This window comes from Paludibacterium flexuosum, assembly GCF_037076605.1.
Lineage (GTDB): Bacteria > Pseudomonadota > Gammaproteobacteria > Burkholderiales > Chromobacteriaceae > Paludibacterium.
The window spans coordinates 1,062,260-1,079,397 of sequence record NZ_AP029060.1 but is presented as its reverse complement, the minus strand read 5'-3'; the positions used below and the strand labels follow the sequence as shown (position 1 = coordinate 1,079,397).

Annotated in this window: 16 protein-coding genes; 12 read left to right on the top strand and 4 right to left on the bottom strand. The window is 60.8% G+C overall.

Annotated elements, in window-relative coordinates:
- Positions 1–53: 53 nt before the first annotated feature.
- Positions 54–959 (bottom strand): LysR family transcriptional regulator, encoded by a 906-nt coding sequence (locus tag AACH39_RS05145; RefSeq protein WP_215782115.1) that lies wholly within the window; start codon positions 957–959, stop codon positions 54–56.
- Between the two features lie 81 nt (positions 960–1,040).
- Entirely contained in the window at positions 1,041–2,954 is a 1,914-nt protein-coding gene (locus tag AACH39_RS05140) for a KUP/HAK/KT family potassium transporter (protein WP_338621043.1), read from the bottom strand.
- Positions 2,955–3,243: 289 nt separating this feature from the next.
- Here AACH39_RS05140 and flgB point away from each other — a divergent pair, with 289 nt between their 5' ends.
- The 11 genes from flgB (at position 3,244) to flgL (ending at position 13,323) form a co-directional block, all read left to right on the top strand.
- Complete coding sequence (gene flgB, locus AACH39_RS05135; protein WP_215782117.1) at positions 3,244–3,654, top strand: flagellar basal body rod protein FlgB; 411 nt, start codon at positions 3,244–3,246, stop codon at positions 3,652–3,654.
- A 5-nt stretch (positions 3,655–3,659) separates the two neighbouring features.
- Positions 3,660–4,070, top strand: coding sequence for a flagellar basal body rod protein FlgC (gene flgC, locus AACH39_RS05130; protein ID WP_215782118.1), 411 nt, complete (start codon positions 3,660–3,662; stop codon positions 4,068–4,070).
- Between the two features lie 18 nt (positions 4,071–4,088).
- Positions 4,089–4,820: a flagellar hook capping FlgD N-terminal domain-containing protein gene (locus tag AACH39_RS05125; protein WP_215782119.1), complete on the top strand. Its 732-nt coding sequence runs from the start codon at positions 4,089–4,091 to the stop codon at positions 4,818–4,820.
- A 32-nt stretch (positions 4,821–4,852) separates the two neighbouring features.
- Positions 4,853–6,112, top strand: coding sequence for a flagellar hook protein FlgE (gene flgE / locus AACH39_RS05120; protein WP_338621042.1), 1,260 nt, complete (start codon positions 4,853–4,855; stop codon positions 6,110–6,112).
- Positions 6,113–6,137: 25 nt separating this feature from the next.
- Positions 6,138–6,878 carry a flagellar basal body rod protein FlgF gene (locus AACH39_RS05115; RefSeq protein WP_215782121.1) on the top strand — a complete coding sequence of 247 codons (741 nt, stop codon included), beginning with the start codon at positions 6,138–6,140 and terminating at the stop codon, positions 6,876–6,878.
- Between the two features lie 30 nt (positions 6,879–6,908).
- Positions 6,909–7,691, top strand: coding sequence for a flagellar basal-body rod protein FlgG (flgG, locus tag AACH39_RS05110; RefSeq protein WP_215782122.1), 783 nt, complete (start codon positions 6,909–6,911; stop codon positions 7,689–7,691).
- A 30-nt stretch (positions 7,692–7,721) separates the two neighbouring features.
- The gene (locus tag AACH39_RS05105; protein WP_252346200.1) at positions 7,722–8,396 is read left to right on the top strand and encodes a flagellar basal body L-ring protein FlgH; all 675 of its coding nucleotides are present in this window, start codon (positions 7,722–7,724) and stop codon (positions 8,394–8,396) included.
- A 13-nt stretch (positions 8,397–8,409) separates the two neighbouring features.
- Positions 8,410–9,504 (top strand): flagellar basal body P-ring protein FlgI, encoded by a 1,095-nt coding sequence (locus AACH39_RS05100; RefSeq protein WP_215782124.1) that lies wholly within the window; start codon positions 8,410–8,412, stop codon positions 9,502–9,504.
- A gap of 86 nt (positions 9,505–9,590) precedes the next feature.
- Positions 9,591–10,541 (top strand): flagellar assembly peptidoglycan hydrolase FlgJ, encoded by a 951-nt coding sequence (gene flgJ / locus AACH39_RS05095; RefSeq protein ID WP_338621041.1) that lies wholly within the window; start codon positions 9,591–9,593, stop codon positions 10,539–10,541.
- A gap of 53 nt (positions 10,542–10,594) precedes the next feature.
- Positions 10,595–12,391 (top strand): flagellar hook-associated protein FlgK, encoded by a 1,797-nt coding sequence (gene flgK / locus AACH39_RS05090; RefSeq protein ID WP_215782126.1) that lies wholly within the window; start codon positions 10,595–10,597, stop codon positions 12,389–12,391.
- Between the two features lie 20 nt (positions 12,392–12,411).
- Entirely contained in the window at positions 12,412–13,323 is a 912-nt protein-coding gene (flgL, locus tag AACH39_RS05085) for a flagellar hook-associated protein FlgL (protein WP_215782127.1), read from the top strand.
- Between the two features lie 74 nt (positions 13,324–13,397).
- Here flgL and AACH39_RS05080 read toward each other — a convergent pair whose 3' ends face one another.
- Positions 13,398–14,186 (bottom strand): enoyl-CoA hydratase-related protein, encoded by a 789-nt coding sequence (locus tag AACH39_RS05080; protein WP_215782128.1) that lies wholly within the window; start codon positions 14,184–14,186, stop codon positions 13,398–13,400.
- Between the two features lie 32 nt (positions 14,187–14,218).
- Complete coding sequence (locus tag AACH39_RS05075; protein WP_215782129.1) at positions 14,219–15,007, bottom strand: alpha/beta fold hydrolase; 789 nt, start codon at positions 15,005–15,007, stop codon at positions 14,219–14,221.
- 187 nt (positions 15,008–15,194) lie between these two features.
- Here AACH39_RS05075 and AACH39_RS05070 point away from each other — a divergent pair, with 187 nt between their 5' ends.
- A complete protein-coding gene (locus AACH39_RS05070; RefSeq protein WP_338621040.1) occupies positions 15,195–17,138 on the top strand; it encodes a patatin-like phospholipase family protein in 1,944 nt (647 codons plus the stop codon).

The window sequence follows — 17,138 nt, the reverse complement described above, 5'->3', positions numbered from 1 at the left end:
GAATTTCCGAACGGTGGTGGTGTGTATTCGGTAAATTAGATTGCTAAGTCGCCTCAGCCACGGCCCCGGCTATGTTCGCGGGCAATCAGCAAGAAATGGCGGGTGATGTCGGACAGGCGTGAGCCGCGACGCCAGGCAATGCCGAGCTGCAGCGAGGGCATGGTTTCCTGCAGGCTGCGCACCTCCAGCCGGTCACCATCCAGCGACCAGGGGCGGTAGAGCATGTCAGGCAGGATGGCCAGCCCCTCGCCACTGGCGACCAGACTGCGCGCCCCTTCGACCGACTCGGTGCGCAGCACGACGTTGGGGCGGTGGCCGGCCTGGCGCCAGGACGAGGTGATGCTGTCTTCCAGTTCATCCAGCCGCAGCATGACCAGTGGTTCACTGACCATTTCCGTGATCGAGATGGCGCCGAGTTCCAGCAGAGGATGGTTGGTCGGCAGCCACAGGCGGTAGGGCGACTCCATCAGGGTTTCTGCCTCGATGGCCTGGCGATTCTGGATGTTGGAGACGATCAGCACGGCAGCATCCAGTTCGCCGTTGACCAGCAGATGCTCGATGTAGTCGCGCTGGTCTTCGATGACCTTGACGTCGACCTTGGGAAAGGTGCGGCGATAGCGGCCCAGCAGATAGGGCAGGAAATAGCCGGTCACCAGGCTGGTGACCCCCAGGTTGAGTTGACCGGTCATGGTGTCCGGCCGGGCGGAGAGGGCTTGCTGCGCATTGCGCACACTGCCGAGGATCTGATGGGCATGGCTGAGGAACTGGTGTCCGGCATGGGTCAGTACCATGCCGCGGGCGTGACGCTGGAACAGGGTGGCCGCCAGGTCGGCCTCCAGTGCCTTGATGGCTTCGGTCAGCACGGATTGCGACACATTCAGTGCGTGGGCGGCCCCGGTGATCGACTCGGCTTCGGCCACTGCGATGAAGTAACGAATGTTTTTCAGTGATAGCGCCATGACTCCCCCTGGCTGGCAGTATACGGAGGCGCAAGGCGAATGCTCAATGCTTATGTCTTGGTGATGCGCGGCGAAAAGGGCTTAACGCAAGTGGACGGGCATGATTTCCGAGGACAGCTGCACGTACACCCCCATACCGTAGTAGTAATAAGTTGGCTGCGAGACGGTGCGCAGGAACTGGAACAGGCGGAAGCCCATGCGTTTTGTCCGCCCCAGGGTGCGGGACGGCAGCAGGTTCTCGACGGCGACGTGTACGATCCAGTGCCGCCGGTCGGTCGGCAGGGCGATTTCCTTCTGCTGTGCCATTTCCTCCAGCAGGTTTTCCACGTTGGGTTCTTCCATGAAGCCGAAGCTGACGTTGACGCTGAGGATGCTGCCACGGCCCGGTGTCTGCTCGAAGACCGTGATCTGATAGCGGTTGCCGTGTACGTAGGGCACCTTGGGGTGGTTGACGGTCACGAAGATGAGGTTGCGCGGCAGGATGCCATAACGGTCCCAGATGAGCTGCAGCAGGGCCGGGGTATGGTCATGCAGGCGGTGTGGTGCACGCGGGATCATCAGAATGGCGTTGCGCTCGACAAAATGCCGGCTCTGGCGGTGCAGTTCGATCAGCTCGGTCATGTTCATGGTGTGTTTGCGCGAGTAGGCCGCCGAAGTGGCCTGCCTGCCCCACTGCCAGGTGACCATGACGATGAATACCACCAACCCGATGCTGATTGGTACATAGCCGCCCTCAAGGAATTTCAGACTGCTGGCACCGAGAAAGGCGCCATTGACGGCGGTGATAGGGACCCAGACCAGCCTTGCGCGGGCGCGGGTCCATTGCCAGTGCTCCTGCGCGATGGGCAGCATGGCGCAGGAGGTGATCAGCATGACCCCGGCAACAGCCAGGCCATAGGCCGCCGCCAGGTTGTGGCTGGATCCGAAGACCACTACCAGGGTGATGCTGCCGAGGTACAGCGACCAGTTGACGAAGCTGATATAGATCTGGCCCGTGTGCTCGATATCGGTATGCACGATCCGCAGGCGCGGAAACAGGCCGAGACGAACCGCCTGCGACAGCAGGGAAAAGGTGCCGGTGATCAATGCCTGCGAGGCGATGATGGTGCTCAGGGTCGCCAGAATGATCATCGGGTAGAGCAGGGGCGGCGGCACCATGCTGAAAAACAGATTGGGCCAGTTCTGGCCCGGGTGAGCCAGAACGAAGGCGCCCTGGCCGAGATAGTTGAGCAGCAGGGCGGGGAAGACCACGCTGAACCAGCCCAGACGAATCGGGCGGGCGCCGAAATGCCCGAGATCGGCATACAGGGCTTCGCCACCGGTGACGCAGAGCATGACGGCCCCCAGGGTCATCAGCGAGGCGTGCCAGTGACGCTGCAGCAAAAACTGCAGGCCGTACCAGGGATTGAGTGCCTGCAGAATTTCCGGGGTGGTCATGATCTGCCGCAGTCCGAGCAGGGCGATGGACAGGAACCACAGGAGCAGCACCGGGCTGAAAATCTTGCTGATCTTGCCGCTGCCGACGGATTGCAGGGCAAAGAGCAGCGTCAGCAGTGCCAGGGTGATCGGCGTCACCAGCTCGCTCTGTCCGGGCAGTGCGATGTCCAGACCTTCGACGGCCGCCAGTACGCTGATGGCCGGAGAGATCATGCCGTCGCCGATCAGCAGGCCGGCACCGAGAATCAGGGCAATCAGGATCGGCCGGGTGCGCGATTGTCTGGCATTGCCGTACAGCAGGCTGTACAGCGCAAACAGACCACCCTCGCCATCATTGTCTGCCCGCAGAACCAGCAGGGCATATTTGAAGGCCACAATCAGGGTCAGTGCCCAGATCGCCAGTGAGGTGCCGCCGAGCACACTGTCTGGCGTCAGTGCCTGCAGTCCGGAGCCAAAGAAAATCTGGTGCAGCGCATAGAGCGGCGACGTGCCGATATTGCCGTAGACGATACCAATCGCCCCCAGGGTCGCAACGGCCAGTTTGCGATTCTCAGCCACGCCATGTCCCCATGTTCTCCCCGGCCGGGCCGGGTCTTTTAGGATTCTTAAGAGAATCATAGTCACACCAGACCCATTTTGAATATCTGTCGGCCCTGTCCGCCATGGTGTTTCTCTTTTGCCGGGTGGCTGCAAGGCCTTGCCTGTCGGCGGCAATTCTTGCCGCTGACGGTGGGTTTGGGGCGGGCGATGGGTTTTCTGTTAAATAAAAACAATAAAAATCAATCACTTAATTATTTTATATTTTCTGGCATGCTTCCTGCTTTATATGTCGCACCAGGAGGAAGACATGTTCGACAAAATCGCCAATGACTTTAAGTTCGATCAACGCGCACTGAATCTGCGCGCGTATCGCACTGAAGTGCTGGCCGGCAATATGGCCAACGCGGAAACGCCTTACTACAAGGCTGTCGACTTTGATTTTGCCGCCACCATGAAGGCTCAGATGGATGGTCATGGCAGTGGCAAGGATCTGGCGCTGATGGCCACCGATCCGCGTCATTTCAGTACTAATCCTGGTGATGGTGGCGCCTCGGTGCCGCTGCAATACCGCAATGCGGTGCAGCCCAGTGTCGACGGCAACACCGTGGATATGGATGTGGAGCGTGGTGCGTTCATGGATAACGCCTTGCAGTATCAAAGCACGCTGACCTTCCTCAATCATCGTATTTCGCAGCTGAATCTGGTTCTGAAGGGCTGATTGCCATGTCTCTGACCAATGTTTTTTCGATTGCCGGTTCGGCGCTGACAGCGCAGTCCATGCGACTGAGCGTGGTGGCCAGTAATATCGCCAACGCCGAAAGCGCGACCAGCTCGACCGGGCAACCCTACAAGGGTCGTCATGTGGTGTTTACCGCCATTCCGGTGACGGCCACCCAGCCGCTGGTGGCCGGGGTGCGGGTCACCTCGGTGGTGGAAGACAAGAGCCCGCCGATTCTGAAGTACGATCCGGCCAATCCGCTGGCAGATGCCCGCGGCTACGTCAATATGCCCAACGTCAATCCGGTAGAAGAGATGGCTGACATGATCTCGGCCTCGCGTTCGTATCAGACCAACGTTGAAGTGATGAATACCGCCAAAACCCTGATGCAGAAAACACTGCAGCTTGGCCAGTAATACTGAAAGGAATGCATCATGACCGTCTCGTCTACCAGTCAGTCCAATAGCAGCAACCCCTACGACATTCTGAACGGCAACAAGAGTTCGTCCAGCTCCACGTCCGGCAGCAGTACCGACCCGACCAGCGCTCAGGGGATTCAGGATCGCTTTCTGAAGCTGCTGACGACCCAGCTGCAGGCTCAGGATCCGATGAATCCGATGGAGAACAGTGAGATCACCAGTCAGATGGCGCAGATCAGCCAGGTGACCGGGATGCAGAACCTGAATACCACCATGCAGTCGCTGCTGCAGTCGCAAATGGCGTCGCAGTCGCTGATTGCCGCCACCACGGTCGGACATAGTGCCCTGGTTGCCGGCAATACCATGGGCTGGGACGGCAATACCAACGGCAACAAGACCATGGGGGCGGTTTCGCTGGCAGGTTCGGCTCAGCAACTGAATATTTCGGTGCAGGACGCCAACGGCAAGACGGTTTCCACTTTCAGTGTGCCGAGTCCGCAAAACGGCATGAATTCCTTCGCCTGGGATGGCAAGGACAGCAGCGGCAACGTCCTGCCGGCCGGCAACTATACCTTTACCGCCACGGCCTCCAATCAGGGGACCGACGGCTCGGCCGTGCAGGTCAAGGCCACGACCTACAACTACAAGACCATTGCCGCGGTGAGCTTTGCCGCCAACGGGGCGCCGCAGCTGGTGCTGAGTAACGGCAAGACCGTGGCCATGTCGGATGTGGCACAGATTTCCTGAGTGGAAAACGGAACAGAGATCGGAGCAAGAACATGGGTTTCCAACAAGGTCTGAGCGGTCTGAATGCCGCCTCCAAGCAGCTGGATGTGATCGGCAACAACATTGCCAACGCCAGCACGGTCGGCTTCAAGGGCTCGCGCGCCGAGTTCGGCGATATGTATGCCAACAGCTTTTATGGCGTGGCCTCGACCCAGGCCGGTATCGGGGTGCAGACGCTGGATGTGGCACAGCAGATGACCCAGGGCAATATCACCACCACCAACAATAATCTGGATATTGCCATCAACAATAACGGCTTCTTCATCGTGAAGACCGGCGCTTCGACCAGCGGGACCAGTACCGGCACGCTGGAGTACACGCGCAATGGTGAGTTCAAGGTCGATAATCAGGGCTATATCGTGAATGGTCCGGATCGCCTGCAGGGCTGGGTAGCCAGCAATGGCGTCGTGACCCAGGGGGCGACAGCCGACCTGCAGCTGCAGACTTCGCTGATTGCCCCGAGCACGACCTCCAAGGTCACCATGGGTGTCAACCTCGACTCCCGCTCCACGCCGCCGACGGTCGCCTTCAGTCCGACCACGCCGGCTTCCTATAACTGGTCCAACTCGACCTCGGTCTATGACTCGCTGGGTAATGCGCACAACATGACCCTGTATTATCGCAAGCAGACCCCGACGGCGACCGGTACCGACTGGAGCGTGTATGCCTATGTCGATGGCAATGCCGCGTCGATTGGCGGCGGTGCGGCTGGTGCGGCGACCACGATCAATTTCGGCTTGACCGGTTCGCTGACCACGGCCATGCCGCTGGCGGTGTCCTATACGCCCCCGGCCGCGTCGGGGACGACCACGCCGATTGCCTATACCCTGAGTTATACCGGTTCGACGCAGTATGGCCAGACCTCGGGTACCAACTCGCTGACCAACGATGGTTATGCGGCCGGTACCGTGTCGTCGATCAATGTCGATTCGACCGGCATCATCCAGGCGACCTATACCAATGGCCAGACCAAGACGATTGGTCAGATCGCACTGGCCAACTTCACCAACCAGCAGGGGCTGCAGCCGGTGGGTAACAATCGCTGGACCCAGACCTATTCCTCCGGTCCTGCCCAGGTGAATGCCCCGGGGTCCGGGACCGCCGGTACGCTGCGCGATTCGGCGCTGGAAGCGTCCAACGTTGACCTGACCACCGAGCTGGTGAACCTGATTACCGCTCAGCGCTATTACCAGGCCAACGCGCAGACCATCAAGGCACAAGACACGATCCAGCAGACGCTGGTGAACCTGTAAGCCTGACCTGAGGGACGTCTGAATCATGGATCGGATGCTGTTTCTGGCAATGAATGGTGCGAAGCACGTCGAATGGCAACAGGCGACGACTTCCAACAATCTGGCCAACGTCAACACCAATGGCTTCAAGGCCGAGCAAGTGTCGTTTCGTGCCTTGCCGGTCATTGGCGATGGTGCGCCGACGCGGACTTATGTGGTCGACAACACCATCGGCACCGATCTGTCGCAGGGCGCGCTGCAGCAAACCGGCAACCAGAACGACTTTGCCCTCGGGACCCCGGGCTTCTTTGCCGTGCAGGGGCCGGATGGCAAGGAGGCTTACAGCCGCGCCGGCGGATTTGTCGTGGACAGTGCCGGCACGCTGCGCACCCGCGGCGGTTTGCCGATCCTCGGGGATGGCGGTCCGATTGTTGCCCCGGCGGCCAGCAAGATTCAGCTGATGACCGACGGCACGGTGGTTGCCATTGCACTCGGGGTGTCCAACCCGACCCCGCAAACGCTGGGGCAGATCAAGATGGTCAACCCCGGCCCGAAGACGATGTACAAAGGGGAGGACGGGCTGTTTCGCATGAACGATGGCTCGACGCCGGCCGCAGACCAGAACGTCAAGCTGGTGGTCGGTGCCCTGGAGGCCAGTAATGTGAATGCGGTCGACAGCCTGGTGCAGATGATTTCCCACGGGCGCATGTTCGACATGAACGTCAAACTCATGACGACCGCGCAACAGAATGATCAGCAGGCGACCCAGTTGCTCGCCATGGGCTGAACCGGATAAGAACAAGAAGGAATCAACGTCATGATGCGTTCTCTGTATATCGCCAAGACCGGTATGGATGCCAGCCAGTTCAAGCTGGATGTGGTGTCGAACAACCTGGCCAACGTCAACACCGTCGGCTTCAAGCGCTCGGTCGCCGAGTTCGAGGATCTGTACTATCAGACGCTGCGTCAGCCCGGCGCCCAGCTGCCGAACGGCTCGAATACCCCGACCGGCCTGCTGGTCGGTACCGGTGCCGCCGCGGTGTCGACTTCGCGTGATCATACCCAGGGCACGCTGATCAGCTCGACCAACTCCTACAGTCTGGCGATTTCCGGTGACGGGTTTTTCAATATCACGCTGCCGGACGGTACCACGGCCTATACGCGCAACGGCGAGTTCCGTCGTGACAACAACGGCAATATGGTGACCCCGCAGGGTTATCAGCTCAATCCGAACATCAATATTCCGGCGACCGCGACCAATATGACGGTCTCTCTGGCCGGGGTGGTACAATATTACGTCAACGGCAGCACCACGCCGCAGACCGCCGGCCAGATTCAGACCAGTACCTTCATCAACCCGCAGGGTTTGCAGAGTCTGGGTGAAAACCTGTATGCGCAGACCGCCGCCTCCGGTGATCCGCAGACCGGCAATCCTGGTACGGATGACCGTGGCCAGATCAAGCAGGCGTTTCTGGAAAACTCCAACGTCAATGTGACGCAGGAGCTGGTTGACATGATTACCGCCCAGCGCGCGTTTGAAATGAACTCCAAGGCCATCACCACTGCGGATCAGATGCTGCAGAAGCTGACGCAGATGTGATGCCTGTCTGCTAACGGAATGATGATGAGCATGAATCGTTTACTGGCCTGCCTGCTGACCGCGCTGCTGGCTGGCTGCACCATGCAGGAACCGCCGCTGGTTCAGGGGCCGATGACGGCCCGGCCCCAGCCGCAGCCGCAACTGCAGGCCAATAACGGCTCCATCTTTCAGACCAGTACCTATCGCCCCCTGCTGGAGGACAGCCGTCCTAGCCTGGTAGGGGATACCCTGACGGTCAATATCCAGGAACAGACCTCGACCTCGGCCACCGAGCAGGTGACCGAGAGCCGCGCGTCCACCTTGAACGAGTCGGTGACCGGTGGTGTACAACTGCCGTTCCTCACGGGTCTGGGCGCCGGTCTGGCCGGTACCAATCTGAATACTGCCGGCGGGGCGACCCAGACCGGCAAGGGCAGCAATGCCCTGGCAACCACCTTTGTCAGCTCGATCTCGGTGACGGTGATCGAAGTGCTGGCCAACGGCAATCTGGTGATCAGCGGGGAAAAGCAGGTGCGCATCAATGGCGATATCGAGTCGATTCGCCTCTCCGGTGTGGTCAATCCGCGCGATATCGATGCCACCCGTTCGGTCTCGTCACTCAAGGTGGCCGATGCGCGCATCGAGCAGGAAACCAAGGGGACCAACCGGCTGTATAACGAACCGGGCTGGATGACCAAGATCTTCCTGTCCATCCTGCCTTTCTGACCGGGGGAGCCGCATGAAAAAACTGTTTTGTCTGTTGCTCGGCCTCGCTTTGTGCCTGCCGGTCTGGGCAGACCGCATCAAGGATATTGTCAATGTGGCCGGGGTGCGCCCCAACCAGCTGACTGGCTATGGTCTGGTGGTCGGTCTGGATGGCACCGGCGACAAGAATACCTCCTCGCCCTTCATGGGGCAGTCGCTGACCAATATGCTGACCCAGCTGGGGGTCAATGTGCCGGCCGGTACCAAGGTCGATCCGAAAAACGCGGCGGCGGTGATCGTGACCGCCACCTTGCCGCCGTTTGCCCGCTCCGGCCAGTTGCTGGATGTGACGGTTTCCTCCATCGGTGATTCGAAAAGCCTGCGCGGCGGAACCCTGATCATGGCGCCGCTCAAAGGGGCGGACGGTCAGATTTACGCCATGGCCCAGGGGAATGTAGTGATTGGTGGCGCCGGCGCATCTTCCGGCGGCAGCAGCGCGCAGATCAACCAGCTGAGCTCGGGCCGGATTCCGGATGGTGCCACGGTAGAACGCGAGTTGCCGATGTCGTTGGGCAGTGGCGATTTTGTGCGCCTTGAACTGATCAATGGCGATTTCACCACTGCCGAGCGTGTGGTGCAGGCCATCAATCGCAGCTTTGGTGCCGAGACGGCGCGGGCGCTGGATGGCCGGACGATCCAGGTGCGCGCCCCGTTTGATGCCAATGACCGGGTGCAGTTTCTGGCGCGCATGGAAAATCTTGCCGTCGACCCGGCAGAAGTTTCCCCGCTGGTGATCATCAATGCCCGCACCGGGTCGATTGTCATGAACAAGGGCGTGCGCCTTGAACCTTGTGCCGTGTCGCATGGCAACCTGTCTGTGACCGTCAGCAATACCCCGTCGGTGAGTCAGCCCAATCCGCTGTCCAATGGGCGTACTGCGGTAACCAATCAGGCCAATGTCAGCGTACAGGCCCAGAACGGCAAGGTGTTCAATGTGCCGAGCAGCGCCAATCTCAGTCAGGTGGTCAATGCCCTCAATACCCTGGGGGCCACGCCGCAGGATCTGATCAGCATCCTGCAGGCCATGAAAGCCGCGGGTTCGCTCAAGGCCGATCTGCAGATTATCTGAGCGGTCATTCTGCTTGCAGCAAACAGCCCGCAAGGGCTGTTTTTGTATCTGGCACGTAAATTGCTATAAATCGTGCAGGAGGATGCATGGGCATTTCGAAATACACCGACCCGATGATGGCTCAGACGCTGGCGGCAGATCCGCAGGCGATGGCCAATATTTCGGCCAAAATCGGCAGGGATCCGAAGGCGGCGGTGCATGAGGTTGCCCAGCAGTTTGAGGCCATGTTTCTCGATACCCTGCTCAAGGGGATGCGCGAAACGCATTTCAGTGACGACGACCAGAGCAACGAAATGCAGACCTACAAAGGTCTGCTCGACCAGCAGATGGTTCAGTCGATGACCGCCGGCAAGGGTCTGGGGCTGACGCGCATGCTGGAGCAGCAGATCGGCCGGCTGGCGCATCTGGATGACAGCGCCCAGGACACGCCGCCCGGCTCGCAGGTCTTTGGTAGCCTGCCGCTGCCGGCACGCGCGATGCAGGCTTATCGCGCAGCCCAGGCGCAGGCGCAGGCGCAGGCGGCACAAAATGCCGCACCGCAGGCCAGTGCCGATTCCATCTCGGCAGCCGGAGCCAGCGGCTTCGCCCGAGCGCTGTTGCCACAGGCATCGCAGGCCGCCTCGCAACTGGGGGTGGCACCGGAATTGCTGGTGGCACATGCCGCGCTGGAAAGCGGCTGGGGCAAGCGCAGCATCCGTAATGCAGATGGCAGCGACAGTCACAATCTGTTCGGCATCAAGGCGGGCAGTGACTGGCGCGGTGCCACGACCAATATCGTCACCACCGAATATGTCAACGGTGTGGCACAGAAGAAGGTCGATACCTTCCGCTCCTATGGTTCGTATCAGGAGGCCTTTGCGGATTACGCCAATGTGCTCGGCTCGTCGCCGCGTTACCGCAATGTCCTCAATCAGGGGCGCAATATTCAGGGTTATGCCCAGGGCTTGCAGAGCGGGGGATACGCCACCGATCCGCGCTATGCCCGCAAGCTGGTGGACGTGATGTCATCGCTGGCGCAGTACATGGCGCAGGCCTGACGGACGGCTCAAGACCGGACGATTCAGGTCGATAAGATTCTTGGAGGGTTATCATGCCGGACATTTTCAATATTGGTGTAAGCGGGCTGAATGCCGCCAACGTGGCACTGGCCACGGTGAGCCATAACATCTCGAACGCCAACACTACCGGCTACACGCGTCAGACCGTGCAGCAATCCGCTCTGGTGCCGCAGGATCTCGGCTCGAATTTTATCGGCATGGGGGTGTCGGTCGACTCCGTGACCCGCCAGTACAACAAGTATCTGAACGACCAGACGCTCAGCGCCCAGTCCACCAGCAGCTACTATTCGGCTCAGCTGACTCAGCTCAACCAGATCGACAACATCATGGCCAGCACCACCGCCGGCCTGAGTCCCAGCCTGCAGAACTACTTCACCAGTCTGCAGACCCTGTCGCAAAACCCGGCCTCGCTGCCGAGCCGGCAGAACGTGCTGGCCAGCGCCCAGGCGCTGGTGTCGCAGTTCCAGTCGATCGATAACCGTCTGAGCCAGATCCAGCAGGGGACCAATACCCAGATCGTATCGGCCGTGGCCTCGATCAATACGCTGGCCAATACCATCGCGAGTCTGAACAAGCAGATTACCGCGCTGGCACCCGGCGGCTCGGTCAATCAGCCGAACGACCTGCTCGATCAGCGCGATCAGGCAATGAGCGATCTGAACAAGCTGATCGGCGCGACCTATGTGCAGGAGTCCAACGGCAGCTACGACGTGTTCATTGGTAACGGCCAGACGCTGGTGCAGGGCTATACCACGCTGCCGCTTTCGACCCAGCAGAATGCCACCAACCCGGCCAACGTCGATATTACCCAGCCCAATCCGAACGGCTCGGTCACGGTGATGCCGGATTATCTGTTCTCCGGCGGCTCGCTCGGTGGCCTGCTCAACTTCCGCGACAATACCCTGCAGCAGACGCAGGTCACGCTGGGCAACATTGCCATCGACTTCACCACGTCGATGAACTATCAGTCGAAGCTGGGTCTGGATCTGAACGGCAATGCCGGTACCAATATGTTTACCGATCTGACCGGCTATGCCAGTCAGCCGCAGAATGCCATTGCCAACCTGCAGATGCTGATGGGCGATCCGCGCAATATCGCCGCCGCCTCGGACATGCAGGTCAGCAAAGCCAACCAGTCGGCATTGAATACCGCTGGTGTTTCGGTCAACAGCGTGGCGGCTACCTTGCCGGGTAACTACGGCTGGACCTCGGCGACGGCCGCCGGTGCGCCATCGGCAGCTTCGCATCTGTCGCTGACCATCGGCTCGACGGCAGCCACCGGCATGACGGTGACTGCCAGCGCGGCGGGGGTGATCACGGCAACCCTGGGGGCGACCACCTACAATGTGGTGGTGGACCCGACGCAGCAAAACGGTTACAAGGTGCAGACCGGGGCCGGGGTGGATGTCGGTATTGCCTTTACGCTGTCCGGCAAGATGCCCAACAGCACCAGCTTCACCATCACCCAGAACAATGCCGCCAGTTTCGGCTCCGGCGACAACAGCAACCTGCGCCAGATTCAGAATCTGCAGACCAAGGCCGTGGTCGACCCGTTGCGCAACGGGACCACCACCGGTCTGCAGTCGTTCCAGGATGCCTATGCATCCGCCGCCAGCATCGTGGGCAACAGCACCAATACCGCCAAGTCGGCCGGGGATGCTGCCAAAACCAATTTGCAGCAGACGACGCTGGCAAAATCCAATTTTTCCGGGGTCAACCTCGACCAGGAAGCAGCGGATCTGATCCGCTACCAGCAGGCATACCAGGCGTCCAGCAAGGTGATCAGTACAGCGCAGAAGCTGTTTGATCAGATCCTGTCGATGGGCTGATGTGAAAGAGGATTTGAATCATGCAGATCAGTAGCTACACCAAGTACTCGACCGGTACCTTCGATATCGACAACCTGCAGCAGGCGATCCAGTCGCTGCAGGAGCAACTCGATACCCAGCAGCGTGTCAACAAGCCTTCGGATGATCCGGTGGCGGCGACGCAAATTCTGCAGCTCAATCAGTCGAGCGGTCGCAATACCCAGTTCATCAGCAACAGCCAGAACGTCAAGTCGCAGCTGGGCATGGTGGATACCGCGCTGGGCAATACCGCCAATCTGCTCTCCAGCCTGAAATCGCTGGTGGTGCAGGCAGGCAATGGCTCGATCACCGCGCAGCAACTGCAGATGATGCAGCAGCAGGTCAATCAGAACCTCAACGAACTGGTCGGCTATGCCAATGCGACCGACGGACGTGGCGATTACCTGATGGGCGGCAACCAGATTTCCAGCCCGCCGTTTTCCTATAACGGTACCCAGTATGTCTACAACGGTGACTCCGGGCAGCGCCAGGTGCAGATCACCGATACCCGCTCCCTGCCGGTGACGCTCAACGGGGCGCAGGCTTATGGCAACAGTAGCGATCCGGCAGCGCTGCTCAATGCCATGCAGACCTTCAGCCAGTTGCTTGGCCAGACTACCAAGCCGGCCAACTATCAGACTCAGCTCGATGCCATCATGTCCAGCCTGGACAACGCCCAGCAGCAGATTCTGACCACCCAGGCCTCGGTGGGGGCGGCCGAGCAGGAAAACAACAGCACGCTGACTGCCAGCCAGGGCATGAGCGTGCAGTATCAGGAAGCCATCGGTAACCTGCAGAGCCTCGATCTGCCCAAGGCGATCAGCGATTTCACCATGGCACAGACGGCGTTGCAGTACAGCCAGCTCACCTATACCAAGGTCACCCAGCTGTCGCTGTTCAACTACATCTCGTAAATCTGGCGAGCCACGAGCCAGACGTGAAAACGGCAACCTGAACAGGTTGCCGTTTTTCATTGCTGCGCTTGCCGTCAGGACTGGACCCAGTCCGGAGCCCGATGCTCGATGAAGGCCAGAATACCTTCGCGGCCTTCCTGGCTGGTCCTGACCTGCAGCGAGCTCTCCAGCATCTTCGTCTTGACCGTATCGTCAATCGGATATTGATCCAGCTCGGTGATCAGTTGTTTGGTGATGGCCATGGCCTGCGGTCCGTTGAGCAGCAACTGACGTACCAGTTGCTCCACCGTGCTGTCGAGCAGGGCTGGTGTGACGTCCTGATGCAGCAGGCCGATGCGTTTGGCCTTGCCGGCGTTGAAGCGCTCGCTGCTGACCATGTAGCGGCGCGCCGCGCGGGCACCGATGGCGCGCACGATATAGGGCATGGCCACCCCGGTGGTCACCCCCTGGCGGACTTCGGAGAATCCGAACAGCGCATCGGTCACGCCGATGGCAAAGTCGCAGCAGGCAATCAGGCCGATGCCGAAGCCGAACGAGGAGCCCTGTACCCGGGCGATGGTCGGCTTGTTGAAGCGGTCCAGGGTGTCCAGTACCGTGGCGTATTCGCCGACGATGCCGCGCATGACGCTTTCGTCCGCCTCGGCCAGCAGGCGCATGGCATTGATGTCATGGCCGGCGGAGAAGCTGATGCCGCTGCCGGTGAGGATCACCGCACGGATGGCATCGTCTTCGGCCAGGGTCTGCAGATTGGCGTTGAGCAGGTTCACGCCGTCATGATCCAGCGCGTTATGACACTCAGGCCGGTTCAGGGTGAGGGTGGCGACGCCGCGCGCGTCTACATTCAGCAAAATGGATGAGCTCATGGTTTTCTTCTTGTCTCTCTGAGTTGGCAGTTTCAGGGCAGGCAAAAGCCGGTAATGGCCCGGCAAAATGCTTCCGGGGCCTCCAGATGCAGCACGTGGCCGGCACCCGGCAGCAGCGCCAGCGTCGAGCCGGCAATACGTTCGTTCAGCAGCTCCGCCTGATAGCGCGGCGTCAGGCGGTCTTCGGTACCGACAATGATATGCGTCGGTACCTGGATGCTGTCGAGCCAGGTGCGGGCATCGTGTTGCTTGATGCCCGCCAGCAGTCGCACCACCGAGGGCCAGTCCACCAGCGAGGCCAGGCGCTGCAACTCAGGCAGCATGGCGGCCTGCGAAGACAGGAAGCGACTGGAAAACAGCCAGGGGACGCTGATCTGGTAGCCCAGATCAAAGCCGCCGGCCTCATGGGCTTCGACCCAGCTGTCACACATGGCGGCATTGACTGCATCTGACCAGGCCAGTGTCGAGGCCAGCAGCAGTTTTTCGATGCGATCGGAATGATGGCGGGCAAAATGCTGCGCTACCATGCCGCCATATGACAAACCTACCAGGTAGCAAGTTTCAATGGCCAGCTCATCGAGCAGTGCCAGCGCCACTTCCGCCTGTTCCTCCAGCCGGTAATACGGCACGTCCGGCTTGTCACTTTGCCCCTGTCCCGGGAAGTCCAGCCGCAACAGCCGGTAATGCGCCTCCAGCACCGGCAGCAGGAACGTCCAGGCGACAGTCGACATGGTGATGCCATTGAACAGCACCAGCGTCTTCTGACCCTGTCCACTGAGCTCGTAATAAATCGACTGACCATCAAGCTGGATGTGCGGCATGGCAAACTCCCTGGCGGCTGTCTCAATTGTATGCCGTGAAAGCTCATTTTTGCCATAAATGGTGCAATTGTCATTTTTTCTTCATTCAGCCCGCCGCATCTGCCCGCAGACATGGTTGCTTTGTGCAAGCCCGCTTCTGTGATCGCTGCTGTAATGCCGCCTCTTTATCTGACTGGCAGGAGACATCATGACGCAAGGCTTGCACCCGCCGGTTCGCCATCCCGGGCGGACCGTGCTGATCGATCAACTCGGCACCGCACACCTGACATTGAGCCGATGCACTACCGGCTACGTCCTGTCAGCCGCGCTGCCGCCGATTCGCGGTCTGGTGTTGTCCGGTGGCGGAGTCAAGGGGCTGGCCTATGTCGGCGCCCTGGAGGCGCTGGCGCATGACGACGCCTTGTCGGCCATCCGGGAGATCCGTGGCGCTTCGGCGGGGGCGCTGGTGGGCGCCTTGCTGGCTTGCGGTATGTCCGCAGGCGAGCTGAAGGCGCTGACGGACCAACTGGCCTTGCCTGCACTGACCCGGCGGCGGGGAGATCCGTTGCAGGGACTCTCCCTCCCCAGGCGCTGGTGGCTGCGCTGGTTCAATACCGGCCAGCCTTTGCAGCAACTGGTGTCGCAATACGGCAGGGCGGCCCTGCTGGCGCGACTGGCGGAGTGGCTGGCCCGGCACGATCCGGCCAGTCGCGATTACCGGCAGGTGCAGCGCTGGCATGAGCAACTGGCAAATCAGACACGGCCGCTGACCTTTGCCCTGCTGGCGCAGATCAGTCGCCTGCTGCCGGCCGTCAAGCGTTTTGGCTGCGTGATTTCCTTTCAGCGGGCGCGTTTCGGTCTTGGCGGCCTGCGCCTGCTGGATGCCGACAGCACGCCCGGCCTGGAGATCGCCCGGGGCGTGCAGGCTTCCTGCGCATTGCCTCTGCTGTTCAACCGGGTCCGGCTGACTTTATCTCGCCCCGGCGTGCGTGAGCGCGGCTGGGGCTTTGATGGTGGTTGCAGTTTGAATACGCCGGCAAGCAGCCTGATTCTGCCTGCCGGTCTGGATGATGAATGGCCGGACGGCGATGAGTTGGTCTTGCGCTTTGAGGCCCCCGCTCGTGTGGGCTGGCGTCTGTGGCTGCGGCGGTGGTTTGACGCCCTGGCCGGCATGCACTCGGTGGCGTCCGATGCCTGGTTGCATGATCAGTGGGCGCACAGCGCAGCCGGGCGACAGGTGGTGACGATCCCGCTGCGCCAGTCGCAGACGGACCTCACCCATGCCACCTGGCGGCTGAATCTGAACCGGCAGCAACGCCAGCTTCTGCAGCACGCCGCCCGGCAGGCCGTCTCCGCGCATTTGCAGGCCCGACAACAGGCACGTCAGTCGCGAAGCTATGCGTCGCTGGCTCCAGCCTTGCTGGCATTGGATGACGCGCACTTTTCCCTGCTGTGCCGGCAGGGCTTGCCGGCACCCGAGGCGGCGGAACTGGCTCGCACGGCCGCGTTTCGCCAGGCGATTGACGATGTGCTGGCACGTCTGGCCGAGTTGTCGGAGGCGCTGCGTTGTCAGGCCATGAGTCAGCAGCAGGGCGAGTCCCTGATTCGGCAGGCGCTCTCTCGTGCCGGGGCCCTGTTGGCGACTGCGAGCTCGCCGCCCGGTCGCATCGACCCGCATCGCCTGGATTATCTGCTGCGTTGCCTGCGATCCCCTTGTTACCGGGCGGTGCGTCAGGTGCTGGACCAGGCCTGGCAGCGTCCCGCAGGCGCCCGAAGCGCATTGGAGTCGGCCTGGCTGGCGCATCAGGAAAAGAGGCTGGTACAGATTCTGGCGCTTGAGATCGAGCGCCAGGTGCTTTATCCGGCCAGACTGGCGCTGTGGCAATGCCGTGAAAATCAGGATCTGCTGATGCGTGTCCAGTCACGCCTGGGTGTCCCGCGCAGCCTGAGTGGCTTGCAGTCACTGCTGGAGCAGTGGCGGCATGCCTATCAAACGCGTTTGTTTGGCCTGTATTGCCCGGGACAGGTCGCCCGGCGCCTGAAAGACTGGCTCAGAGAGTTGCGCCTGCTGCGTCAGGGCCGGGGCAGGGTGTGGGGGGATGTGACGCTGTTTGCACAAAAGCGTCAGGGCGTCTACGACATGTCACCTTAA

Excerpts from the sequence above, each read along its gene's own strand:
- flgL (WP_215782127.1), top strand. The coding sequence starts at position 12,412 with ATGCAGATCAGTAGCTACACCAAGTACTCGACCGGTACCTTCGATATC.
- AACH39_RS05075 (WP_215782129.1), bottom strand. The coding sequence starts at position 15,007 with ATGCCGCACATCCAGCTTGATGGTCAGTCGATTTATTACGAGCTCAGT.
- flgG (WP_215782122.1), top strand. The coding sequence starts at position 6,909 with ATGATGCGTTCTCTGTATATCGCCAAGACCGGTATGGATGCCAGCCAG.
- AACH39_RS05080 (WP_215782128.1), bottom strand. The coding sequence starts at position 14,186 with ATGAGCTCATCCATTTTGCTGAATGTAGACGCGCGCGGCGTCGCCACC.
- AACH39_RS05145 (WP_215782115.1), bottom strand. The coding sequence starts at position 959 with ATGGCGCTATCACTGAAAAACATTCGTTACTTCATCGCAGTGGCCGAA.
- AACH39_RS05070 (WP_338621040.1), top strand. The coding sequence starts at position 15,195 with ATGACGCAAGGCTTGCACCCGCCGGTTCGCCATCCCGGGCGGACCGTG.
- flgJ (WP_338621041.1), top strand. The coding sequence starts at position 9,591 with ATGGGCATTTCGAAATACACCGACCCGATGATGGCTCAGACGCTGGCG.
- AACH39_RS05115 (WP_215782121.1), top strand. The coding sequence starts at position 6,138 with ATGGATCGGATGCTGTTTCTGGCAATGAATGGTGCGAAGCACGTCGAA.
- flgE (WP_338621042.1), top strand. The coding sequence starts at position 4,853 with ATGGGTTTCCAACAAGGTCTGAGCGGTCTGAATGCCGCCTCCAAGCAG.
- AACH39_RS05100 (WP_215782124.1), top strand. The coding sequence starts at position 8,410 with ATGAAAAAACTGTTTTGTCTGTTGCTCGGCCTCGCTTTGTGCCTGCCG.
- flgK (WP_215782126.1), top strand. The coding sequence starts at position 10,595 with ATGCCGGACATTTTCAATATTGGTGTAAGCGGGCTGAATGCCGCCAAC.
- AACH39_RS05105 (WP_252346200.1), top strand. The coding sequence starts at position 7,722 with ATGAATCGTTTACTGGCCTGCCTGCTGACCGCGCTGCTGGCTGGCTGC.
- flgB (WP_215782117.1), top strand. The coding sequence starts at position 3,244 with ATGTTCGACAAAATCGCCAATGACTTTAAGTTCGATCAACGCGCACTG.
- AACH39_RS05125 (WP_215782119.1), top strand. The coding sequence starts at position 4,089 with ATGACCGTCTCGTCTACCAGTCAGTCCAATAGCAGCAACCCCTACGAC.
- flgC (WP_215782118.1), top strand. The coding sequence starts at position 3,660 with ATGTCTCTGACCAATGTTTTTTCGATTGCCGGTTCGGCGCTGACAGCG.